We start from the raw sequence: 25,118 nt of genomic DNA, 5'->3' as shown, positions 1-25,118 counted from the left end.
CCACAGGGCTGCTATATCCACAGGGCTACACCCTGTGATAGGGTATATCGCCCCTTCAGGGCTATGGACCGGAGTGCTGCTGTAACCACAGGGCTACATCCTGTGATAGGGTATATCGCCCTTTCAGGGCTATGAACCGGAGTGCTGCTGTAGCCACAGGGCTACACCCTGTGATAGGGTATATCGCCCTTTCAGGGCTTAGTGGGAGATGAGGCTGGTTATAACACAGGGCTGTACCCTGTGTTAGGGATATATCGCCCCTTCAGGGCTGTGGACCGGAGTGCTGCTGTAGCCACAGGGCTGCTATATCCACAGGGCTACACCCTGTGATAGGGTATATCGCCCCTTCAGGGCTGTGGACCGGAGTGCTGTGGTAGCCACAGGGCTGCTATATCCACAGGGCTGTACCCTGTGTTAAGGATATATCGCCCCTTCAGGGCTTATAGAACGATAAACTAATACTAAGACGGTACGGGCCATGAAGGCAGGTTAAGTATCGCTATTTTCGTGCGATGGATTTTATGCAGATATAAAATGTAAAGATGAACTTGCCTTATGCCAGTAATCAAATTGTATGCGCCAAGAACTTTGAAGAGCTTGTTTCTTTGCCTTTTTATGGAGCAATGAATGCTATTTGCTGGCCGCGTAAACTACCGGGTGATTTTGGGGAGATTGTTAGTAAAACTGCGTCTGATGAAAATATAAAAACCATTTATGAAGCGGAGCTTTGTGAACTTGTATTGAGTGAACAGGGGCAGCTTGCCCGTGAAGTTCTCTTAAGTGATTTAAAATTGCTGGAGGAGCATGGTGCGTCTCCCATACTGAATGTAATCAGGTGTTATGAGAGAGATGATGCCTGCCTTTTTTTTCCAACCGATGTTTATTCTTTTCATGTTGACCGCTCTACCGTACCTGCCGATACTTTTTTATGCACTTATTATGGTGCACCAAGTGAAATAATACCTAATCCGGAAGCTCAACAAAAAGTGCTTGTTCCCGAAATACGCAATGAACTTAAAAAACTATATCGAGGTGCAGATGAAGGTTTTGAGTCATTTTTACGGGAGCATTTTTTTGATCTGCATTACTCAGCCAGGCCGGGAGCAACGGTTACCAGCCTGGGCCTTGGTAACCTGTGCAGGTTGGCGGTTGATTATCCGGGAAGTAAGGTTTCTCCCTGTGTTCATCGGGCTCCAAAGGAAGAAGCCGGGCAGCACCGGTTGTTGATGATCTGTTGAACAGGAATAAATGAGGCTTGACAGTGCTGCAGTTATGGTTAATGCCTGCAGCTACAACGTTGGGTGAGGAATGTAAGCTATCGTAAGTTTTGGGTGTCGCACATACCTGTATTGAATAACGTTATTTACTTTTTTGTCCCCGTAACAAGTCCGGGACAGGCTTGACACAAAAAAGGCAACCGTAATGGGAGGTTGCGTAAAAAAAGTCAAGGAAGAAACGATATACAGCACGTTTCTTCCATTCGCCCTGGTTAAGCCTTTGTACTACTGTGATTTCAGCAGTAGAATGTTCTTATACAACGCATACTAAAAGCTTAATGATGCAGTTAAAATAAATGATCTTAAACCCACGTTAAGATAAAATAAAAATTGAAAGCTGGCGCAAGATTGAGGCATGGCTAAGTGTGATGGCGTCTTGTGCGGTTAAGCCTATCCTACGGGCAAAGCCTCATAGCAATTTTGTCGCCCAATGGCTGCCGGATTGAAACGGAAACCCCGCAACCACGAGGAACGAGTGGTGAGGAGTTGCAGTGAAAAGCCGGGACTACAGTTACACTGAAATGCTACAGCCGAAAGCCCCCTTTTTTTCGGATAATTTTTACGGGATGCCAATTTGTATTTTACGATTAGCCACATAAAAAAACCACCCTTTAAGAGTGGTTTTTTTATGTACAATACCAAATTGTTACTTGGCAAAGAATGGCGTTACCAGTGCAACTACCTGTTCTTTTGTCAATGGTTCATCGAAGCCTTCACTGGCTTCACTTACTGTGATATCCTGGCCGTTGATGCCCTTTATTTCAATGCCGGCCTGAACCGTATTTTCCTCGCCGTTGTAATTTGCCTGAACGATGGAGCCTATGCCTCCTGTTTGCCGGGTAGTAATCCAGGGTTTGGCATCGCCGAAACCGGCTTTCTGGCGCATTTGCCGGATATGGGAGGCGTGCCTTGCTTCAACAGAATGGATGTTTAACGCGGCAGTAAGCACTGCACCGGTACCCAGCAGGTTGCCTGCCTGGCCTTTGTAGGCACGTACGCCTGTGTCTTCCAGTGTTTGCGCAACAGCCAGGAAAAGCTGGTAGTTGGTAAATGCATCTTTAAAAGGCCCGTTACCGCTTCCGCTGCCGCCGCTAAGGTCGAACTTAGGCAAATCAATGGGCGTACCGCCAGAACTGGTGATGGCTGTTCTGAGAAAGGTAACATGCTGTGCTTCATGTGTACCAATTGTTTTGATGGCCTGCATGGCAGCGGCTGAAGGTATTAGCGCACTGCCTTTGGCTATACCGGCCTTGTAAAATTCGGCTTCCAGGTATTCAAGTGTAAGCGCAAAATTCAACACATCAATAACTGAAGAAGGCGGAGGGCCGGCATAGGCTTTTTTGAAAAAACTGCCTATAGCGAAGGGGAGGGCTGTAATAGCCACTTTTCCGGCAAAGCCGGCAAAGTCTTTCAGCGCTTTGCGGCGGGTGTCTGTTCTTTCGGCAAATTCCGGGTCTGCCTGTTGCAGGTTTGCCTGTATATTTTCAAGATTCATTGTTGTTGTTTTTAGGATGGAAGATGACTGGCGTCGAGTTTGGTTCTGATATATGTTTTGGCGATGGGGAGCACTTCTGCCGGTTTGCGGCTGGTGTCCAGGCCATTGTTGTCTACAACGGTAGAATCGGCGAAGCTGCCATAGTCAATCAGGTCGCGGATATAAGCAGCATGCCTTGCTTCTACTGAAACAATCTTACCGGCAAGCAGCAGGTAATCTCCTGAGGCTATGAGGCTGCCCGCGCCATTGTAAGCAGATACACCCAGGTCTTCAAAAGCTTTGGCTGTAGCCAGTACGCTGCTGCGATTGAGGAAATTTACTGAGCTAAAGTCGAGCTTAAGGGAGGGTATGGCATTACTGCCCAGGGCGTTTTTGAAGAATTCGCGGTGAGCAATCTCATGATCCCGTATGTCCTGGAAGAGCTTTCTTTCGTAGGCCGTACACCCGTTGAAAGGGTTGCTGCAAACAAGGGTATAAAAAGCGGCTTCCAACTGTTCCAGCGTATAGGCATAGTTGAGGATACCTATATCGCCGCTGCCAAGGTCAACCACATCGTTGTCGCCTGGGTCTTTACCGGGTATGGGAAACCATTGCCCGATTTTTTGACAGGATGCCAAACCGGCGGTAAGAAGCCCTGCCGTGCCCGCCATGGTAAGAAACTTTCTCCGGGAATGCTGTTGCCTTTTTTCACCGCTGTCTATAGCAGTGCCAGGCATGTTGGTGTTTAACATGTTCTACCGTGTTTAGATTGTAAATAATGAGGAATAACGGCCAATCGTTTAGTTCAGGAACAGTAGTTTACGAAATGTTAAAACCTTTGGATTTAAAGAAGCTAAATATTTTTTGATATTTAATATGATTAAACATGCATGTGTGAACGCTTAAAGGCATAACCGGATACAAGAATACTGAGCTGGTACAATGCAAATAGCGGAATGAAGACAATGAGCTGGCTTACCCAATCTGGGCTGGGTGTTATAATTGCAGAAACGACGAGGATGATGACGATGGCGTATTTACGCGATTGTTTAAGGGTACGTGGCGTTACAATACCCAATTTGGTAAGCGCCCATGCAATTACAGGCAGCTCAAATGCAATACCGCACCCAAGTATGATGTTGGTGAGGTTATCGAGGTAATCGTTGATGGTGGGTTTGGTTTCTACCATGAAACCCAGTTTAAAACTTGAAAGAAAATTAAATGTAAAGGGCCCGAGTACAAAATACCCGAAAGATGCACCCAGAAAGAAGAAAAAGGAGACCCAAAAAATAATAAACCGGGTGCCGCTTTTTTCTTTTGGCTTAAGGGCCGGTTTTACAAAACTCCAAATTTCCCAGCATATGTAGGGAACAGCTATCACAAGGCCACCTATGAACGACATGGAAATGCCACTGAGAAACTGTCCCCCAAACGTGGTGGTTTGCATGGTTACATTTACAGGGGGCATACAAAGCGTATCACCTATATGCAGCCAGTGGCTGAAATTGCAAAGCATGCGATAACTGATGAAAGACGGGTTAACGGGGCCTGCAATGATTTGTTCGTACACCCAGTTGATATTGATGAAGATGAGCAAGGCAAACAAGAGAACGACAGCAAGGGAACGAAGGATGTGCCAGCGCAGCGCTTCCAGGTGATCTACTAATTTCATTTGCCTGTCTGATTTCTGTGCCGGAATAAAAGGTATAGCCATTGCAGGATTTTTTTAATGCAAGCATATACGGTCAATCAGGTAGCATGGTTTAACCAACCCTGGAAAACCGGAGCGGAATTTATTCCGTAAATAAAGTGCGATTAGCTAAACATCCTTTAATCACATCTAAACTTTTGTTATGGGCGGCTTAGGTTTCCAGGAAATACTCATTATTGCAGCAGTAGTACTGATTTTATTCGGTTCAAAGAAGATACCCGAGTTTATGAAGGGCATTGGCAAAGGCGTACGCGAATTTAACGATGCCAAATCTAATGTAAAACGTGAGTTTGACGAAGGGATGAAAGCTGAATAATTAACGGGCAGCTTACAAGAAACGGTAAGTACAGTTTGCTAATAACTGCGCAGTTGCCTGCCGGCAGAAAAGCAAGACAACTTTTTGCAGTTTAAAAGACTACGGTTCCGTCAAAATGCAACACTGGCAAAGCGATGGGAGAGGGCGTTACCAATCCTTCGCGCCTCATTCAAACCGTGCCGGGAAGATGGGCCGTTATGGTAAATAGCTTTTTTGTGATGCATTTGCTGCATAATCCGCTGCTTTTATTAAGACCTGGCAAATCACCTCTTTCGCATGGCTTTGTTTATGATGTACTGGCGGGTAGTGCAAAAGCATCAAGTTTTTATAATGGCTTTAATTCTGCAACCTGTAACGAAAATTCTTTGGATGGTGGTAACGTTGGATCATTCAGTTCATTGAGTTTGGAATTGAGGACATATAATTTATCGCCCTGGTAGGTAGCTGTAGATGGTTGTGCAAAACGGTCTTCAGTACTTGTTGCTGCCACGATCACCGCGGTCTTAAAGTCATCCTTGCTTTGAAGCATGAAAATTTTGTTTACACCTTTGTTTTGTACCAGAATAAGATTGTTGTTTTTATCCAATAACAAACCATCTGCTCCCGGGAAAAAATTGTCTGTCATAACAGTTTGAATCATCGATGAATTCAAAACGTCTATTTTAAGTATGGAGCCGTTATTATTGTTAACCGCCAGTAAATACCCATTTGGGTGATATACAATCCCGTTCAGCCCGATATCAAAGCCTTTAAACAAATCGCTGGTTACAAATAATGAGGCTTTTCCATTAACATCCACTTTGTAAATGGCCGGGGAGTAACTATCTGTTATATATACATTGCCTTTGTCATCCAGGCACAGGTCGTTTGCAAAATGTTTTCCCTGATAGATTGCCGATAAATCCACGTCAAGCGTTTTTTTGCCGCTTTTTAAATCAATACCAATAAGCCGTATCATTTTTTTGAACGTAGCAGAATCTTTGTACATCGAATACTTTGGATCGCCGGTACAAATGAGCAAAAGGTTACGTTGCCCGTCAACCTTCATCCCAAAGCTGGACTTAAGCGAGCTATCCTGAAAAAATGGCTTATAAACTCCGTCCGGAGTAACAGTACCAATTGTTGCCCGGGTGGCAGAACTTACAAAAAATCTTTGTCCCGCTTCATCCCAGGCAGTGCCTTCCGGGTAAACCCCGGGCGCTTCAAAGTTGATACGGCTTGTTTGTGCGGTGCCTACTGCTGCAACTGAGAGCAATGAGCATAGTATCAGTATTTTTTTCATAGACAATTTATTTGGGAATGACGGCATAAATCACTCCATTAGCATCATCGGTTACATAAATAATTCCAGTTGGGGATATTGCGAGCCCTGCCGGCCTGCCAAACCTCGTTTTCCCGTCGTTACTTAAAAAGCCGCTTAAGAAATCGGTTACTTCAGCCGGGGCGCCGTCTTTAAACTTTATGCATTGCACTTTAAACCCTTCCGGCTGTTGACGGTTCCAGGAGCCATGCCAGCAAACCAGTGCTGCATTTTGATAAGCTGCCGGTACTTTGCCCGAAGCTTTCAAAAATTTGAAATCAATAGGAGCGGAGTGTGCCGGAAATTCCATGACGGAGGGGATTGTTGTTTTGGCATAAGCTTCTTTGGTAGTGCCCAAAGGATCTTCCCTTGTTGGGTCTGCCTGTTGCTTTCCATAAACCTGCGGCCAGCCATAATTGCCCCCATCTATAATCATGTTCAGCTCTTCGGGAGGTATGCTGTCTCCACGCCAATCTGTGCCATTGTCTGCCCCCCAAAGCTCCCGGGTAACGGGGTGCCAGTCAAAACCTATGGTGTTGCGCAAACCCCGTGCATAGATTCTTCTGCCCGTTCCATCTGCATTCATTTGAAGTATGGTGGCATGTTCAGGATTGGTCTCTTTACAATCGTTACAACTGCTACCTACAGATATGTAGAGTTTTCCATCGGGCCCAAAAGAGATGACACGATTATCATGCTGGCTGCCTTCCGGCAGATCGTTTAAAATAGTAACGGTATCGGATAGCATCCCTTCACTGGTAATACGGGCTTTTTTCAGTTCCTTGTCCGAACAGCCGTACAACCAGCCGTCTTTTTCAGTTAACCCATGTACGCCCTTAAAATTAGCCCATACTGTTGTCAGCTTATCCATAATGCCATCGCCATTGGTATCGGTTAAAAACAGTATATCGCCCTGGTCCCGCCGCGAAACATACAGCCCTTTGTTTGTAACCACCACCATGCGTGGTTTACCCAGGCCGGTAGCAACCGCCTTTACGGTATATTCCTGTGGCACTTTAAGCTGGGCAATCATCGTTTGTCTGAAATCTACATGTTGCGGAAAGGTTGTATGAACGACCGCCTCGGTTGGCAGTTTTGCAGGCAGACCTTTTTGCGTGAAAGCTTCGGTAGAAAGAAATATAAAAAATAGAACTGTAATTTTTTTCATGCGTTTGGAGTTGTCAATAACGCTGCAAAATCATGCCACAGTAAACTACAATGAATGGTAAAAGATAATGGGTAGAATTCTCCTTAACCGCAATAAAAACGAGGAAAGTTTCATCATACCTTAAGCCTTATAACAGGCGCCGCTATGGATATTGATGTACTAAGAACAACTTAAAATGAATAAGAAAGATGTGGTACAAGCAGTTATTTCCACCCTTGTGGGTAAGTTGAACTAACGTCCAGTATAGCTTCGCCTGTACAAGTGAGTGACAAGATTTTTTGGGGGTGTCCCTCGTACCTCGGGCCGGGCTTTCCGCTATTACTCCGGCACAAAAGCTATGCTGCAATGGCTTCACCGGGGTAGCCGCTTCAATCCCTCACCCGCAGGTGCAACATGCTGCTTTTGTGAGCAAACTTTATAATTGCAAATCAGAACACGACAGCCATGATGATGCACTTAATAAACTGCAAACATGAAGTGGAGATGTACACAAATGCTGTCAATTAAATTGTTTTACAGGAGTTTGAATGTGCCATAATTCTGTTGTCATGACTGATCAGTTTACACTAACCGTGAAATACAAAGGCATTGCTTGCAGGCGAATAACATTATTCCGAAACGCAATTGCGGCAGTACGATACAAATGAACTTCTCATAATTAAATCCTTGCGGGTTATGACACTTACAAGGATTAAATGCCACATTTGAAAGATTAAGCCATTATATCGTTTTTACTGTTTTTAATTGCTTCCTTATCTTCTTTACTTAAGTACTGTCTGGCTATCCTATTTTCTGGCTTTAGATCCAGAGTGTATAACGCTAATACAAAAAACAATTCCAAGGGTTTCATCAAAAGATAGATAAGATCTGATATTAATTTGTGTTTGAAAATGCCGTAATAACGATGGATAAAGTCGCCGACAACGTCATACTTTTTTCTAATAAACTGGTGAAGCCCTGGAAATTTTTCCTGTAGCAATTCCTCAAACGCATTAGCAATAAGTAATTGGCGATTACAAATGATAGGCATCCCTTTTCTGATACCCAATCTAACTGGCTTAACCACTCCCTTATGGCCGTTTGCCGCAATGGTGCATAAATAGTGTCCACCCCCACATGGCTGATTATCTCCCTGGCAATTAAACGCGGCGCCAGACAATCCACGGTCATAGGCTTCTGTAAAGGCCCGGATAAATGCATCCGGCTCTTGACCCAGCAATAAAAGAAAGGAGCTAATTAGCAATAAGACCGGTAGACAAAGAACCAATAAAAAAGGAAATTTCAGCAATGGCTTCGATTGAAGTATAGACCAACATATTTTTTCCATTCTGCTTCTTGTAGCCTTGTTATGACTAGCGTACTTGATAAAAGCTCTTTGATTATTGGCAAGCGCAAGAACGTATAAACAAACAATGGGCAGGTTTCCTGGCAATGCCAGTTCGATATCATTAATCTGAATAGCGATAAATACATTCAATACAATTGCAATCACCAAAACAGTATTTACAAGCACTTCAAGAATTGGTGTTGCAAGCTTTTTTCTATAAGATGAATAATAATAGGTTATGATACACAAAACAATAAGTATAAATGTACTAAACGCATGTTTAGGTGCAAACAGTGCTGCAAATAGCGACCCATGGCAACAATCATTTTCGCTTGCAAAAAGCCAAAAAAGAAAAGGCAGGATAACCAGAACGGCAAATTCACAAAAAAGAAAAAGAAAAGACCGATAATTAATTCGGCCGGATACGAGGTAAATAACAATATAACTTAGTATGATAATGCATGGAATCCAGAAAGGGATTAAGAGCATATAGTTAAGAGTTATAATTAGCGGTTGATAGTTTTGTATAATACCTTTTAAAAAGCGGGATAAAGAGAGGACGAAAGTATAAATTTTTCTCTTGAAAATTATAAAACTAAGAAATGAATGAGCTTTAACAACGATCCTAATGCAGTGTTTCCAGGCAGTCTTTATTTTGACATACTCCATTTAGTTAGAGAATATCAATCAATAAGCTAAAGGTTAAATAATGGTTTTGTGCTCAGTGCCTTATACCCAGGTTTAAGATGCAAGACACGAGTACTTCACCTCAATGTTAAACCGGCTATATCATATCTAAACTGCGGGAAAAGCTCCATAGCATATCCAGCCGTACAAGTGTGCGACGCAAGAATGTTCAATGCTTATTCTATCGCCGGGCCCATAAATTTTTTCTTGTTTACACATTTTCACACCTGCACATTGGCATATTATGCCCTGAGCCGTACAGGCAAGTAAATTGAGCTGTTTAAGAAATATGTTATTGCTGAATGCGTAAGACCTTTACCTGGTAAATAAAACAACAAATGACTATGACACAAATTAAGCTTGGCAATAACGGTCCGCTGGTATCTAAGTTAGGGTTAGGTTGCATGCGCATGTCGCCTGTTTGGGGTGGTGCGGCCAGTGATGAAACTGAAAGCATTGCCACCATACAAATGGCACTGGATAATGGTATTAATTTTTTGAACACCGGTGATTTTTATGGGGCAGGCCACAATGAGCTGCTGGTAGGCAAAGCCATTAAAGGCAGGAGAGACGATGCCTTCATCAGCGTAAAGTTCGGCGCTATCTTTTACAATGGCCAGTGGCTTGGTTTGGACCTTCGCCCCATTGCTATCAAAAACTTTATCAACTATTCACTGGTGCGCCTGGGTATAGATACGATTGATCTTTACCAGCCCTGCCGGCTTGACGGCAGCATACCTGTAGAAGATGTAATAGGCACTATTGCAGACCTTATAAAAGAAGGTAAAGTGCGCCACCTTGGTGTATCTGAAATAACTGCAGAACAATTGCGCAAAGCCAACAGTGTTTACCCCGTAACGGCGCTGGAGATAGGTTATTCATTAGCTGACAGGCAAATAGAAACTGACCTGTTGCCTGCGGCAAAAGAGCTGGGTATAGCAGTAGTGGCTTTTGCCAATACCGCCGAAGGGTTACTTACCGGTGATATGAAAGCGCCGCTTGCCAAAGGAGATTATCAAAACCATTTTACCCGTTTCCAGGGGGATAACCTGGTAAAAAACCTGGAGAAAGTGGAAGTGTTGAAACAAATGGCACAGGAAAAAGGCTTTACACCTGCACAACTGGCTATTGCATGGGTTAACACGCAGGGCGGTCATATAATGCCATTGGTTAGCATGAGCCGCAGGAAGCGATTGCCTGAGAACATGCAGGCGATGGAAATAGCTTTTACACCTGCTGAAATGGATATGCTTAACAACAGCTTTGCACAAGGCGCCATATTAGGCGGTACGTACCTGCAACGATAGTAACAGGCAGATATATATCTTTACAAAGTGACAAATCCTGCAGAAATAATACCCGGGGTACTTTTCTATTCTTATCTCTCCGTTACAAGAAAAGATAAGGTGGGTTTTCTTAAGCATAACACGCTTGTGTTACAGGTGTCCGGGCATTTTACTTTAGAAACCGCGGCACAGAAAATTACGATGACAAAGGGCCAAATGTTGTTGATTGGCAAAAACCAACTTGGCACCATTACGAAAACGCCATTGCCGGGTGATGAAGCGTATGAAACGATCGTTATATCCTTACAGGAAGAAATGCTCCGGAAGATAGCTCTGGAAGAGCGTATAGAAACAAAACAAAAATATACCGGTGCGCTAAACGTGCTTTTACCGCCAAGTGATTTTTTGAAAGGATACTTTCAATCTGTTGTACCTTATGTAAGAAACCCATCAGCAACGATATCGGCTGACATGGGCTTGCTGAAAGTAAGAGAAGCGGTAAAGCTGATACTGCATGCCATGCCACAGCTAAGCGACCTGTTGTTCGATTTTTCAGCACCCTACAAGATAGACCTGCAAGAGTTTATGCTCAGCAATTTTCATTTTAACCTGCCAGTTGAAAAGTTTGCACAGCTTACCGGCAGAAGCCTTGCAGGTTTTAAACGCGATTTTCAAAAAGTATTTGATATGTCTCCACGGCATTGGCTGCAGGAAAAAAGATTATCGGAAGCCCTGCACCTGATAGAGAAAAAACACAAGAAACCTTCCGCCATATATCTGGACCTGGGCTTTGAAAGCCTTGCACATTTTTCGCATTCCTTTAAAAAGAAGTACGGTAAACCGCCAACAGAATGGTTGAATTAAAAAGGATTTACAGCAAGGGCGAACAGGACTGGACAGGTTATTTTCATGAAGGCGTTGCAGGTATTGTAATTTTGCTGCCATGACAGATCAGTTTATACTAACCGTGAAATACAAAGGCATTCAACTGGACCTGGAGTCGAAGTTGTTGGTTAAAGGCTATAGCTACCAGTTTTGCATTCAGCTTGATGAAACAGAAGTGTATTTTGAGCGGGATGAAGACCAACATTACCGGGCCCTGGCTATGCCGGGACAAAATGAAAAATTACTTCACAGGGTAGATCCTGAATTATTAAAAGAGATTGCCCTTAAACTGGAAGCTACTTTTAGTTGATACCGTGATCTGCGGGCAGTTAAGGGGGGAGTTAAATATCAGAATTCATTTAAGCTCAAGGGCAGCTTCCTGATGCGTTTACCGGTAAGATCAAATATTGCATTGCACAGGGCCGGCGCAAAAGGAGGTAAGCCAGGCTCGCCCACACCGCCCGGCAGTTCATTGTTCTCCATAATATGCACTTCAATTTCCGGTATATCGTTAATGCGGGGCATACGGTAAGTATTAAAATTCTTTTCAACCGCCATGCCATCTTTAAACCGTGTTTCATGAAATACGGCGGCGCCCAGCGCCATTACTATGCTGCCTTCCACCTGGGCATGTATAATATCCGGGTTTACATACCACCCACAATCAATTAACGCAAATACTTTATCAATTTTTATTTTCCCGGTACCGGGCCTGAATACTTTTACTATCTGCCCCACAATGCTGCCGAAGCTTTCTGTAATGGCAACACCCCATCCTGCATTTTTGCTACGGTTGTTCCAGTTACTGATGGCGGCCAGCTTATCTGTGAATGCCTGGTACCGTGAAGTATTAAGATGTGCTTTTCTAAAAGCCAACGGGTCCGCCCCTGCAAGATGTGCCAGTTCATCAATAAAACATTCACAGGCAAAACCATCTACATTGGCGCCGGGGGCACGCCACCACATGGTGGGTATGGGGCATTTAGTGGTTATACCGCCAAAACTATAATGCGGCATAGATTGATAATACGGTTGTGCCATACCGCTTATTTGACCGCTGTTTACTGTTACTGCTGCCGGTGCGGCATTTTCTGTTGTCCCTTCTCCAAAATGCGAGGTAGAAATAATTTGCATGCTGTGTATTTTTCCCCGGCCGTCAATACCACCACGGCAGCGGTAGGCTGCACCGGCACGAAAAGGCCCAGCCGTCATATCATCTTCACGTGTCCATACAACCTGTACGGGGGCTTTTATTGCTTTTGAAATTAGCGCAGCTTCATGCGGGTAATCCGTAAACGCTTTACGGCCAAAACCACCACCCAGGAAAGTCATGTTAACCGTTACATTTTCAATAGGTATATTGAGTCGCTCACTAAGGTCTGCCTGTATCCAGTTGGCTTCCTGGATAGGCCCCCAGATTGCTATACTGTTTTCCATTACATCGGCTATGCAGTTAAGCGGCTCCATGCAACTGTGCGACTGGTAGGGCATTTCATAAAAAGCCTCAGTAGTACGGTTTGCCTGTTTAAAGGCATCTTCAAATATTTGTGAGGGGATAGGTTTTGTAAGATTTTCCTGCATTCTTGCAGTTATTTCTGCGGAATCCAGGTGTTCAAATCCATCATCGTCCCACACTATTTTCAGTTGTTTGCGGCCCTGCATGGCTGCCCACAGTGTATCTGCTACAACAGCAACCCCTTCCAGCAATAAACCAAAAACAGCCCTCTGCACTTTCATTACATGCCGTACACCGGCAACAGACCGTGTAGCGGTATCATCAAAACTTTTTACTTTGCCTCTTATTCGCGGGTTACGCTCTACTACGGCGTATAACATGCCCGGTAATTTTTTGTCCAACCCAAAAATGGCGGTGCCGTTTATTTTAGGGGCGGCATCTTTTCGCGGCAGGGGCTTACCGATGATTTTATAATCCTTTCGCTCTTTCAGGCTTACATTTTCAGAAGGCGTTAAACGTGCTGCATCCATTACCAACATACCATAATGAAAAGATTGCTTTGTTTTCCGGTGCCAGACTTTTCCGTTTTCTGCATAACATTCCGAAGCATGTACCTGCCATTTACCTGCTGCGGCGGCTATCAGCATTTCCCGGGCCGTTGCACCTGTGCGTAGTAAATCAAGATACCAGCCTCTTACAGAAAAGCTGCCTTCCTGTGGTTGCGGGCCATATTTTTTGGGGTGCGCAGCCGCGTATTTAACAGTTACGTCTTTCATATCCACTTCAAGCTCTTCAGCAATGATCTGCGGAATAGCCTGCCAGGTTCCCTGGCCCATTTCTGAGCGGTGGTTGAAAATGGTAACCTTGCCGGAAGTGTCAATGGATATCCATGACATTAGCTCTGTACCCGTAACTTCACTTGCATCTCCGCCTGCAGACTTACCAAACTCTTTGCCCCTTGCCGCCAGGCTGCTGCCGATAACCAATGCCAGGCCAGACATGCCAGCCTGCTGAAGAAACACCCTTCGTGTATTGCCTTCCCGGTTATATTTCATGGGTTAATACATTGTTTCTTTAAATGTAGTTTGATTAATGGCCGTGAAAAAAAGTAATTGACCAATGGTAAGAAGGAAAAGCTGAACTGCATTTTTTAGAACGTAAAATTCGGTACAGCTCAGTTTACTAATTTCTGATAAGCGCCTTGCAACCGAAGCTTCCGGAGGAGTGGCAACAATCTACTCTGCGGGAAAAGCTTAGTAGCGGACAGAACGTACAAGAGTGCGACGCAACGATGTTCAATTATATTCCTGTAGCCCGGCTACAAAAAAATTCTTTCATGCTTATGTTGGTGTTGGGTACATGAAAAACTATACTGCTTAATTCCGGTTCAAATGTGTTTATTTTATACAAATATTTGAACCCAATTATTCGCATGACCATATCGAACGTACAACGGTTGCTTACCTGCCTTTTATTGGTATTTCTCGGCGCATGCTCGCCTGACAAAAAAGATAACAGCGCCGCATGGCCCACTTTTGGCCATGATGTTTCCAACAACAAGTTTTCTGCACTTACAGAGATTAACACAACAAATGTATCGCGGCTGCGGGAAGTGTGGCGTTATGAAGACACCACGGAAGGCGGTGGCGTGTATTTTAACCCGGTAATGATGGACAACAGGGTTATAGGCCTGATGCCTTCCAACAAGCTGGTGGCAATGGATGCTGTTACAGGAAAACTGTTATGGGAGTTTGTGCCCGATTCATCGGCTATATCTAACTGGTCAAAAGGCATGACCTACCATCCCGGCAACCCAGACCGTATCTTTCTTATTTCCGGTGGTACGCTCTACGCCATCAACGCCGGGAACGGCAGGGTGATGAAAGATTTTGGCAACAATGGCCGCGTAGATTTTTATGAAGGGCTGGAAGTGCCTGAAGCCATGCGGGCCAGTGTACCCGTATCAAGTAATGCGCCGGGTGTAGTGTATAACGACCTGTTTATTGTTGGGTGCAAAGTACCGGATGAACTTCCATCTACACCTGGTGATATACGTGCGTTTAATATTAATACCGGCAAGCTGGAATGGGTGTTTCATGTAATACCAAAACCCGGTGAGTTTGGGGCCGATACCTGGAACCCCGGCGCCCGCCAGCGCAATGGAGGCGCTAATTGTTGGGCAGGAATGGCGCTGGATGAAAAAAGGGGCATCGTCTTCGTGCCTACCGCTTCGCCATCATTTGATTTTTACGGGGCAGACAGGCCCGGTCAAAACCTTTTCGCCAACTGCCTGCTGGCGCTGGATGCCAAAACAGGCAAACGCATCTGGCATTTTCAGACCACGCACCACGACCTTTGGGACAGGGACAATGGTTCCCCGCCCAACCTTGTTACCGTAAAGAAGGATGGAAAAGAAATAGACGCGGTGGCATTGGTTACCAAGATGGGGTACCTGTTCCTGTTTAACCGCGAAACCGGCGAATCGTTGTACGGTGTGAACGAAGTGCCGGTTGATACAGTGAGTAGCATGCCGGGGGAAAAACCCTGGCCTACGCAACCGTTGCCTGTTAACCCGCCATTTGCCCGGCAGGGTTACCAGGAAAAGTACTATGGCCGTTCATCGGCATGGATAAAAGATGAGGTTGCCAAAAACAAATACAAGACCGGCGTTTATGAACCGCCATCCATGGAAGGGTCCATCATGCTGCCCACGGCCCATGGCGGTAGTAATTGGGGTGGCGCAGCGGTAAACCCGGCAACCCAAATGCTGTTCGTAAATTCCACAGATATTCCGATGATACTGAAACTGACCGACCTTAAACAAATACGGGCAGCCAACCAGCTTAACCCGGAAATCTTATTCAGAACTTATTGCAGCAACTGCCATGGCGCCGATAAGAAAGGAACGGGTGTTGGGCCAGACCTTACAGGCCGCGCTAAAAAGTATGAAAACTCACAGATTGCAAGTATACTGAGGAAAGGTGCGCCACCAATGCCATCGTTTAAGTTTTTATCGCAGGAGCAAATTGCGGCCATCGTGGCGTATGTAAAAGATACCGTGGCGCAACAATCATTCGAAACAGCAGCCATTCCGGAGAACAACGAACCATATGGCTTCAACGGGTACAGCTTTTATCTTGATCCTGAAGGCGATCCCGCCATTGCACCTCCATTTGGTACCCTGAGCGCCATTGACCTTAACACCGGCAACATTGTGTGGCAGGTTCCGCTGGGCGAAGACCCGAAATTCAAAAAGATGGGCATCCCTAATTCGGGTATGTTCAACCGTGGCGGCTGCGTTGCTACCGCCGGTGGCGTAATCTTCATCGGCGCTACGGGCGACAATATGTTTCGTGCGTTTGACCAGAAAACGGGAAAAGTTTTATGGGAATACCAACTGCCGGGAATGGCGAGTTCTATCCCTTCCACCTTCGCGGTGGGTAACAGGCAGTATGTGGTGGTATCTGTAAATGGAGAACAGGCCAATAATTTTAAGGGAGGGTATATTGCTTTTGCGATTGAGTAAGGTTTTATTGCGTTCTTTTCAACCATTAACTCGTAGTTGATAGCAGCAACCATCACGTTAATTAAAAAATGATATAGGAAATTTTACGTGCACAAGGTGTGACTAATTTTGCTTAAATATCCTAATCAGTTAATGAAAATAACTTTATTAGTATTTGTTAGCCTGTTTACCTTGATTTGTCACTTTTCCTCCGCTCAGATAAGTGACAGCTTGTATAATGCATTGCCTGAGCATGCCAGGCCTGCAAACAAACAGGTTTTATCAATTACCGATAAACAAAACATTCTTCACAACGCAAATCTTTTAAGAAAGCACGAAAAAGAACTTGAACAAATAGCGTTATGGTTAAAGGAGGAGTGTACTAACACCATTAACTGCCAACTTAAAAAAAGCAGTCTTGCCGCCCTAACTGCTTATTATTTTAATGTGGCGCCAGACTCATGTAAAAAATATTATAGGAAACTGGCAACCTGCGATGACGGCGCTCAGGCAAATAACTTAATGGCAGACGCGTACCTTGGGGCTGCCGAAACATATTTTTATAACGACCTGTACGATACGGCTTTACAGGCATCACATACCAGTTTAGATTATGCGGTTCGCTTGAAGGATACCGGATTGATAGTAAATTCCTATGACAACCTATCTCTTATTCACACTTACCTGACAGCATACGACAAAGGGTTGGAGTATATGGACAAGCTGCTTGCGATTTATCCCCGTTACAAATTGTGGGATGAAAATTATGTTTTATACCTTTTAAACAAAGTGGTTATTTATAACAGGCAATACACACATACTAAAAGTATGCAAGCTAAACTGAAAAGCCTGCGCCTCATAAGAGATGTAATGAGTCATGAAGCTCATAATAGTAAATATTGGTTCAAAGCCTGCTATAATTTTCTGGGCTACCTCAATTTTCTGGATAGTAATTACCTGTCCGCCATTCAATTATTCGATTCAAGCATGCTGCCCGCATATCATGACTCATCCCGTTTTTTTGGCGTTAAAAATATTTATTCACCGCTGTACAAAGCAATTTCCTTGATAAAGTTGGGCCGGTTTGCAGAAGGCAAAAAAATGCTGGAGCAACTGGATGTATCCAGGCCCCACCGGCTAAGTATGGGTATAAGACAGGCAGCTTACGAAGCTTTGTCAGAAGCTGCAGAAGCCATGGGTAACAACATACAGGCCCTGGAATATTACAAAAAATTTAAGTTGTATACAGACACGCTCGACTTGCAGGAGCAGCGTATAAAGGCGTATGAAACCGAACAAAAATATAACCTGGTAAAACTTCAGAACGAAAATCTTAAAAATGAGCAGGAAAAGCAACGGATAAAGTTTATCGGCATTATTGCCATTGCCTGCCTGGTCGTGGCCGTTTTATTAGTTTATCTGCTGTATAGAAAACAGCAGGTGACAAGGTTGCGGGAACGCCAGGCGCTGAGCGACGAGCTTGATAAACTTGAGCAGCAAAAAGAAGCCGAAGGCCTCAAGCAAAGGGAAGAATATGAGCAAGCCGTCTCCGGGTTAAGGAAAACTATTTCGCGGGATATTCATGATGAAGTCGGCAGCAGCCTGGCCATGTTGCCAATGATGATCAATGATGTTAAACAAAATACCCTCAATCCTGAAACGGCAGCTTTACTGGCAGGTATTGAAGCAGAAGCCCGTAGCGTATATACGCAGGTTCGGGAATTTATCTACCGGCTTCACCATTCTGCCAGAGCTGCCAGTTACGACGTATGCGAGTTGCTTGAAAATCTTGACCTTCGTTTCGGCAGAGGCACTGGTTTGCAGATAACTTACGAGGTAAATAAAAGTTTAGTCCGCCAGTATTTTACTGTTAATCAACACAGGGAAATGTACCGTATTATCAAAGAAGCTGTAACCAACACTGTAAAGCATTCCAATGCATCAAACATACATATAGACATATCCTGCAACAATGAATACTTTTTCTTTGAAATTGCCGATAATGGAAAAGGCATGCAGGATGGTTCTTCAAAGGGTTTGGGGCTGGCAGCCATAGAGCAGAGGCTTCTGGCTCTTGGAGGAAAGTTTGCCATTGCGTCCTCTATCAATGGCTTACGGTTAAGCGGCAGCTTCCCTGTAAGCCAGGATTAAGAAAGTTCATAAAAAAATACTCAACTATTAGTAGGGTTATGTAAACCTTTTTTAATCGCAAACAATACCAATTCTGTTGTCCGGGTAATCTTAAATTTCTTCATGATACCTTTAATGTATTGCTGAACGGTATTAATGGTTAGTCCCATATCAGCGGCAATTTCTTTCGGCACTTTGCCTTTACATATATGTTGTAATACTTCATTTTCACGGGGCGAAAGGTGTAATTCAGGCAGTTCGTCTTCAAAAACCTGTAGCAGTAAGCGCTCCTTTAAAGAAGCGTTCATGTATTTTTCATTTCTTATCACAGCCTTTACGGCATCCAGCAATTCCGTTTCCGTACAGTCTTTGGTAAGGTATGCTTCGGTTCCTTTTTTTACCGCTAGTTTCACCATCGACAAATCCGAAATAGAGGTTAGCAAAATAAATTTTGTACCAGGTAGCTTTGTCCTTATGGTGGTCACCAGGTCCATACCGCTCATTCCAGGCAGTAATATGTCAGAAATCACAATATCCGGCAGCCATTTTTCAAAATCACCTATCGCAGCCTCCGCATTTATATAAACTTTTACCACACTATCCGGATAGTTTCTTTCAAGCTGATCCTTTATCAGTTTTGCAATCAGCATGTGGTCGTCAATAACTCCAAAATTCATGGTTGAGGATTTAGTTTTTTGGTGTGGATGTAAGTTCTGCGGTCTTCCCTGCAATTTAGACGTTAATTATCAGGCTGCAGTTAATTAAGGGGGTGCCCCCAAGCTATCGCAAGGGGTCGGGCTTTTCGCTGCAAGTCCTCGCCAGTCGTTCCTCCTGGCTGTGGGCTTTCCGCTTCAATCCCTCACCCGGGTGCGTATACAGCTTCCTGTTTTTCGGCAAAAGGGGGGATACACCGTCGAAGCAGCAAAGTTATTTTTTCTTTTTGTTGTCATTGCTTGCCGTTTGGAAAGTTAGCACTATTCCTATTTTTCTACGGCTACCCCTCCAAATTATGAGTGGTTCTAACCTACCCTTGGAGTGTAACTTTGCTATCACAATAAGTATCCAGTAAAAAAAGCCCCAGGAGAAATAAGCCGTTGTTAGCCCTGTAAACCGGAGCACATTTAACCCCCGGGAAAGATATCCGATGATATTTGTCGAATTTAATCGCCGCTATTTATTGGCATTTACAAAACAGAATTTATGTTATAATTTCTAAACCCATAAGAAGTTTACCAACAGACCTTCCGGAATGCCCTTATATCCATATTAAAACCCCTCATAACTAATTCATTTATGAAAAATATAGTAAAAAAAGCCATACCCTTTACCATAGCCAATATTTTAAGGCCGGGCAAGCAAGCATCGCTTATCGCTTGTTTGATATTTTTTGTTGCCGTTAGCGAAAAAGCTTTTGCAGCAACAGTTTCTGGAACTGTTTGGAACGATGCAGATGGTAGTATTACCATTAATGGTTCCGAAGCGGGTACCAACACAAATAACTCGTTGTATGTAAACCTTGTTAACGGTAGCGGCGTGGTGCTGGCTTCCTCAGTTGTAACAGCTACTGGCACTTACAGCCTAACTGCTCCTAACAGCACTACTGGCCTTAAACTGGTGCTGGCAAACTCGGCTGTGAAAAATACTGCGGGTGCTTTGCCCTCTGGATGGATAAATACCGGTGAGATAAGGGGTTCTAATAACTCTGCAACACAAACAAGTACTTTGGGGCAGATTGAGCTTACCACGGGCACCAATAATGTAACCAACGCCAATTTCGGCATCGAACAAACGCCAACAACTAATAATGCAAGTGGAACATTTATTAATCCGGGCGGCACCAGCACCGTAACAGTGCCAACGCTTACCGGCACAGATCCCGAAGATGGAACCTATAACGGTACCTCTAATACTAATAGGATAAGGATCATTACACTGCCTGCAAGTGGTACCCTGTACTATAACGGCGCAGTGGTAACAGCAGGATTAACCATCAGCAACTATACCCCATCGTTCTTAACGTTCGATCCGCCAACCGGAGCTGGCACTTATACGATTACCTACAGCCAGGTGGATGCCGCAGGGCAAACCAGCTCTGTCGCCGGTACCGTAACCCTTACCATTAATGCTATCACGATAAGCGGTACTGTTTTTAACGATTTAAATGGAATGAGTGACAATACAGTGAATGGAGCCGGTTATAATGGCGGCGGCAGTCTTAATGCGGTATTGATTAATGCCACCGCCAATACTGTGGCAGCAATAGCAGCCGTAGCAACCAATGGCACCTACAGCTTTACCAATGCGGACGCAGGCAATTATAAAGTACAAATTACAACAAGTACTGCAACGGTAGGTGCTGCGGCCCCTGCAGTAGTGTTACCGTCGGGTTATGTAAGTACGTCGGAAAAATTCGGTACGGGCACGGGCAGCGATGGTACTCCAGATGGAATTTTGACGCTTGGAACAATAAGCGCCAATACTTCCAATGTTAGGTTTGGGATAGAACAACCACCAACTGCCAATAATGTAGCTGCTTCTAACCAGGTAAACCCCGGAGGCACCGCCACGCTCACCGTACCTACCTTAAACGGCAGTGATCCTGAACAAGGTACTTTGCCGGGTACGGGCAACCTCGATACGGTTGTGATCAATACCCTGCCTTCTAACGGTACTTTGTATTACAATGGAATAGCGGTAGTTGCGGGACAACAGATCAATAATTATAACCCAGCCTTGTTAACTGTTGATCCAAATGATGGTATAGGACTTTTAACCTTTACCTACAGTGAATTGGATGCTGCGTTACAATCAAGCAGCCCAGCAACTGTATCTATCTATTTTACAGGGGCCGCTACCACGTTGTGTACTTCTGGCCTGTACGGCGTGTACAACAGGCGTGTGTACCAAATCAATAATTTAACCCCTTCAGGTACTGATCCCCAAACAGATTTCGGGGTGGTATTGCCATTTAACAGCTATTCTCTTGCCAAAAGCTGTGATAATGGTGTATATGCGGTTACCAATGCCGCCGGCGTTACCACCAGGCAGGTTTACCGTTACGATCCTGTATCCAATACCGGCGCTTACATTACGGCAACATTGCCTGCAGCTATTGGAAGCATACCTGGCACCAACCACAACTATATCATTTCTGCAGCAACGGACGCAAACTGTAATCTTTACTTTATGTCTTCCTATGCAGACTACCTCACCAGGGTAGACCCCTATACAAATGCAGTTACTACTGTATGGAGTACGGTACCTGCTACAGCGGCACCGGGCCCCGGAGGAGCAGTTTTAGGTGGAGATTATACAGATATGACTATTGGCTCTGATGGTAAAATCTATTTGTTAGACAATTACCGTCATATGTTGTGGGTTATTCCTGATCCCAGCTTGCCACAGGCGCATTACCTGGGCACTATAACCGGTACGGGGGTATCATCGCTTGGCTTTTCGGACTTTTTCTTTTATAATGGCAATCTGTATTTTTCAACCGGATCTACTCTTCCGGGGCTGTATGTAATAGATCCGAATACTTTGGTGGCAACCGGGGTGGCTTCTTCCCTGAATTATTTCGATATGGCAGCCTGTAACTCGTTTACAGCAATTTCTGTACAGATAAGCGGCAATGTATATAATGATGCCAATGCGCTTGTCGATAATACCATCAATGGTACCGGTACCAACGCCGGCGGCCTGAATGCCATATTATACAATAACACTACAGGTGCCATTAGTGCAGTATCTGCCGTGAGCTCCAGCGGTACATATAGTTTCCACGGCATTGTGGGAAATAATTATACTGTCTATCTTACAAGTGCAGGTACGGATGCAGTCGGGCAAGCAGCGGCGCCTGCGGTAACGCTACCCAATGGTTACGTTTATACGGGCGAAAAATTAGGCTCAGGTACCGGAAGCGATGGCACTGCTAACGGCATACTGTCTCTTGGTGCTGTCAACGCAAATACTACCAATGCCAACTTTGGAATTGAGCGAATACCAACGGCTAACAATGTTACGGTGTCTAATCAGGTGAACCCTGGAGGCAACATTCAGATGACGGTACCTACCCTGAATGGAAGCGATCCGGAACAGGGTATTTTTCCGGGTACCGGGAACCAGGATACGGTTGTTATCAATACGCTGCCTTCTAATGGAACACTTTATTACAACGGAGTAGCGGTAGTGGCAGGAGATACCATCAAGAATTACAATCCCAGCTTGTTGAAAGTGGACCCGAATGGTGGTATAGATGTTTTGATCTTTACCTATCGTGAAATAGACGCTGCTCAACAAGCAAGCAATCTTGCAACAGTATCCATGTATTTTACAGGAGCCTTTATCACACTCTGCGCAAACACGGTATACGGCGTTTACGGTAACCACGTTTATCAAATAAACAACCTAACGCCTTCGGGTACCAGTGCGCAGACGGACTATGGAGCGGTGCTGCCGTTTAGCACATTTGCCGCAGCTAAAAGTTGCGATAATGGGATATACACAGTTACGAATGCAACCGGGACTATAACGAGGCAGGTGTACCGTTACGATCCCACCAATAATTCCGGAGCTTACATCTCGGCAACTTTGCCGGCGGCTATAGGTTCTATTCCCGGCACAAACCACAATTACATTATTTCTTCAACCACAGACGCAGACTGTAATGTTTACTTCCTGTCTTCTTATGCCGATTACCTGGTAAAAGTTGATCCATATTCAAATACCGTTACCACTTTATGGAGCACCGTGCCGCCAACCGCAGCGGCGGGCCCGGGCGGCGCTGTGTTGGGTGCTGATTATGTGGATATGTCCATTGGCCCGGATGGCAAAATTTACTTAATTGAAGATGTGCGCCATATGGTATGGGTGGTTCCCGATCCATCTTCACCCCAAGCCTATTACCTGGGTACCATTACAGGTACCGGGGTATCCCCGCTGGTGATAACAGATATCTTTTTTTACAACGGAAGCATGTATTTTTCAAACCAAACCTCTAATCCAGGTCTTTATGTAATAGATCCCAACACCTTTGTTGCTACTGCGGTTACATCTTCGCTTCGGTATACAGATGTTGCAACCTGTAATGATTTTACTGCGCTTTCCGTGCAGATCAGTGGTAACGTATACAATGATGCTAATGGCCTTACTGATAACACGGTAAGTGGCACCGGCACCAATGCGGGTGGCCTCAATGCAATCCTGTACAATAACACCATGGGTACCGTAACATCCGTTGTTGCAGTAGCAGCCAACGGAACTTATAGCTTCCATGGCATAATAGGCGATGATTTCACGATTTACCTTTCTACCACTACAGCTTCCGTAGGGCAAACCATGGTGCCAACCGTAACATTACCAACCGGATATGCAAGCGTTGGCGAGAACCTGGGCGGCGGTGCAGGCAGCGACGGAACGGTAAACGGTATACTGCCCATCGGCGCAGTAACGGCCAATGTGACCAACGCTAATTTTGGTATAGATCAACAGCCGGCAGCTACCACTTTCAGTTACACTATCGACCCTGTTCCCACCCGTGGCGGCACATATCCTATAGATGGCAGCTACAGGAACATGTTCCCGCTGGATGGAGACGACCCCGAGCAGGGCAGCATGGGAACAGGGGCTACTTTTGTTATCACCGGCCTGGGCAATATGGATGGCAACATACTTTCTTACAACGGGGTACAAATTAGCGGCCCCACCACAATAGCCAATTACAACCCGGCATTGTTAACCATCACGTTCAACCAAAGCGGCAACAGTGGATTTGCATTTAATTACGCGGTGCGGGATGCGGCAGGCGTACAAAGTGACCCTGCCAGCTATTCGGTAACCTGGGGTCTGGGTGTGCTGGCGGTAAAGCTGGTAAGCTTTGAAGCGCAACAAAAAAATAGCAGCGCCTTATTGTCCTGGAAAACGGTAGAGGAAACCGGCACAGAAAGCTTCGAACTGCAACGTAGCGCCGATATACGCAATTGGGTAACAATTAGTAACCAAACTTCAAAAAGCGGACACTCCTTCAACAGTTATAATTTTATAGATAAAGAACCACTGCAAGGCCGTAATTATTACCGGGTTGTTATAGATAATGAAGGTATTAAAGCGTATAGCCCGGTAAGGCTGCTTGAGTTTAAAGATTCCTGGCAATTAATGTTAAGTCCGAATAGCGTAAGCAATGGCCAGGAAATAAAACTGCAGAGCAACAAACAGTTGGCGGCTGTAGGGTTGCTTGATTTACAGGGTAGAGTTCTACAAATATTCAACTATCCGGTTGCATCAGAAGGAACGAACATCTACCGGTTAAACCCGGTGAATTTGCCTACAGGTATATGCATTGTTCAGATAATTAACAGGAGTAACGAATCCAAATGCTTACGGCTGGTAAAGTTTTAACCTTTTTAATGTATGGAGATGTTTACAGCAACGGTGTCGTGTGTCAGCGAACAACGCACCGTTGTTTTTGCAATACTACATTCCCTTAAAAAATAGTTTACAAGAATGTTGGTATGATGCAAAAACATTCATTTTGCCAACTGCGCAGCGTACACTCATGCCGCCGGGCGTCACTGGTAAATTCAAAAATTAATGAAGGG

16 protein-coding genes are annotated in these 25,118 nt (G+C 44.8%); 8 read left to right on the top strand and 8 right to left on the bottom strand.

Going from position 1 to position 25,118, the window contains the following annotated elements:
* Nucleotides 1–542 precede the first annotated feature (542 nt).
* Nucleotides 543–1,238: a hypothetical protein gene (locus F0364_RS08480; RefSeq protein WP_153797343.1), complete on the top strand. Its 696-nt coding sequence runs from the start codon at nt 543–545 to the stop codon at nt 1,236–1,238.
* Between the two features lie 685 nt (nt 1,239–1,923).
* Here F0364_RS08480 and F0364_RS08475 read toward each other — a convergent pair.
* The 3 genes from F0364_RS08475 to tatC all read right to left on the bottom strand — a co-directional run bounded on the left by F0364_RS08475 (nt 1,924) and on the right by tatC (nt 4,465).
* The gene (locus F0364_RS08475) at nt 1,924–2,772 is read right to left on the bottom strand and encodes a ferritin-like domain-containing protein (RefSeq protein WP_153797342.1); all 849 of its coding nucleotides are present in this window, start codon (nt 2,770–2,772) and stop codon (nt 1,924–1,926) included.
* Nucleotides 2,773–2,783: 11 nt separating this feature from the next.
* On the bottom strand, nt 2,784–3,503 hold the full coding sequence (locus F0364_RS08470) for a ferritin-like domain-containing protein (protein ID WP_153797341.1): 720 nt from the start codon (nt 3,501–3,503) through the stop codon (nt 2,784–2,786).
* A 128-nt stretch (nt 3,504–3,631) separates the two neighbouring features.
* Nucleotides 3,632–4,465, bottom strand: a complete 834-nt coding sequence (gene tatC / locus F0364_RS08465; protein ID WP_153797340.1) for a twin-arginine translocase subunit TatC — start codon at nt 4,463–4,465, stop codon at nt 3,632–3,634.
* 139 nt (nt 4,466–4,604) lie between these two features.
* On the opposite strand from tatC, the gene F0364_RS08460 reads away from it, so the two are divergent.
* Complete coding sequence (locus F0364_RS08460) at nt 4,605–4,778, top strand: Sec-independent protein translocase subunit TatA/TatB (RefSeq protein WP_153797339.1); 174 nt, start codon at nt 4,605–4,607, stop codon at nt 4,776–4,778.
* Nucleotides 4,779–5,103: 325 nt separating this feature from the next.
* Here F0364_RS08460 and F0364_RS08455 read toward each other — a convergent pair whose 3' ends face one another.
* The 3 genes from F0364_RS08455 to F0364_RS08445 all read right to left on the bottom strand — a co-directional run bounded on the left by F0364_RS08455 (nt 5,104) and on the right by F0364_RS08445 (nt 9,062).
* The gene (locus F0364_RS08455; protein WP_153797338.1) at nt 5,104–6,060 is read right to left on the bottom strand and encodes a gluconolaconase; all 957 of its coding nucleotides are present in this window, start codon (nt 6,058–6,060) and stop codon (nt 5,104–5,106) included.
* Between the two features lie 7 nt (nt 6,061–6,067).
* Nucleotides 6,068–7,246, bottom strand: a complete 1,179-nt coding sequence (locus tag F0364_RS08450; RefSeq protein WP_153797337.1) for a PQQ-dependent sugar dehydrogenase — start codon at nt 7,244–7,246, stop codon at nt 6,068–6,070.
* Nucleotides 7,247–7,958: 712 nt separating this feature from the next.
* The gene (locus tag F0364_RS08445; RefSeq protein ID WP_153797336.1) at nt 7,959–9,062 is read right to left on the bottom strand and encodes a DUF6688 domain-containing protein; all 1,104 of its coding nucleotides are present in this window, start codon (nt 9,060–9,062) and stop codon (nt 7,959–7,961) included.
* Nucleotides 9,063–9,604: 542 nt separating this feature from the next.
* Here F0364_RS08445 and F0364_RS08440 point away from each other — a divergent pair.
* From F0364_RS08440 to F0364_RS08430, 3 genes are all read left to right on the top strand, one after another.
* Nucleotides 9,605–10,567, top strand: a complete 963-nt coding sequence (locus tag F0364_RS08440) for an aldo/keto reductase (RefSeq protein ID WP_153797335.1) — start codon at nt 9,605–9,607, stop codon at nt 10,565–10,567.
* A 27-nt stretch (nt 10,568–10,594) separates the two neighbouring features.
* Nucleotides 10,595–11,410, top strand: coding sequence for a helix-turn-helix domain-containing protein (locus F0364_RS08435; RefSeq protein ID WP_153797334.1), 816 nt, complete (start codon nt 10,595–10,597; stop codon nt 11,408–11,410).
* Nucleotides 11,411–11,489: 79 nt separating this feature from the next.
* Complete coding sequence (locus F0364_RS08430) at nt 11,490–11,741, top strand: hypothetical protein (protein ID WP_153797333.1); 252 nt, start codon at nt 11,490–11,492, stop codon at nt 11,739–11,741.
* A gap of 38 nt (nt 11,742–11,779) precedes the next feature.
* Here F0364_RS08430 and F0364_RS08425 read toward each other — a convergent pair whose 3' ends face one another.
* Nucleotides 11,780–13,942 carry a xanthine dehydrogenase family protein molybdopterin-binding subunit gene (locus F0364_RS08425; protein ID WP_153797332.1) on the bottom strand — a complete coding sequence of 721 codons (2,163 nt, stop codon included), beginning with the start codon at nt 13,940–13,942 and terminating at the stop codon, nt 11,780–11,782.
* Nucleotides 13,943–14,319: 377 nt separating this feature from the next.
* Between F0364_RS08425 and F0364_RS08420 the strand changes: the two genes are divergently transcribed.
* Complete coding sequence (locus F0364_RS08420; RefSeq protein WP_153797331.1) at nt 14,320–16,413, top strand: outer membrane protein assembly factor BamB family protein; 2,094 nt, start codon at nt 14,320–14,322, stop codon at nt 16,411–16,413.
* Nucleotides 16,414–16,545: 132 nt separating this feature from the next.
* Entirely contained in the window at nt 16,546–18,543 is a 1,998-nt protein-coding gene (locus F0364_RS08415) for a sensor histidine kinase (protein WP_153797330.1), read from the top strand.
* Nucleotides 18,544–18,563: 20 nt separating this feature from the next.
* Here the strand turns inward: F0364_RS08415 and F0364_RS08410 are convergent, their stop codons facing one another.
* Nucleotides 18,564–19,199, bottom strand: coding sequence for a response regulator (locus tag F0364_RS08410; protein WP_153797329.1), 636 nt, complete (start codon nt 19,197–19,199; stop codon nt 18,564–18,566).
* Between the two features lie 616 nt (nt 19,200–19,815).
* Between F0364_RS08410 and F0364_RS08405 the strand changes: the two genes are divergently transcribed.
* Complete coding sequence (locus F0364_RS08405) at nt 19,816–24,918, top strand: beta strand repeat-containing protein (protein WP_153797328.1); 5,103 nt, start codon at nt 19,816–19,818, stop codon at nt 24,916–24,918.
* The last annotated feature ends 200 nt before the right edge of the window (nt 24,919–25,118 follow it).

Origin of the sequence: Foetidibacter luteolus (assembly GCF_009650435.1) — a bacterium.
In the GTDB taxonomy this organism is placed as follows: Bacteria; Bacteroidota; Bacteroidia; order Chitinophagales; family Chitinophagaceae; genus Foetidibacter; species Foetidibacter luteolus.
This window is presented reverse-complemented; position numbering and strand designations above follow the sequence as displayed.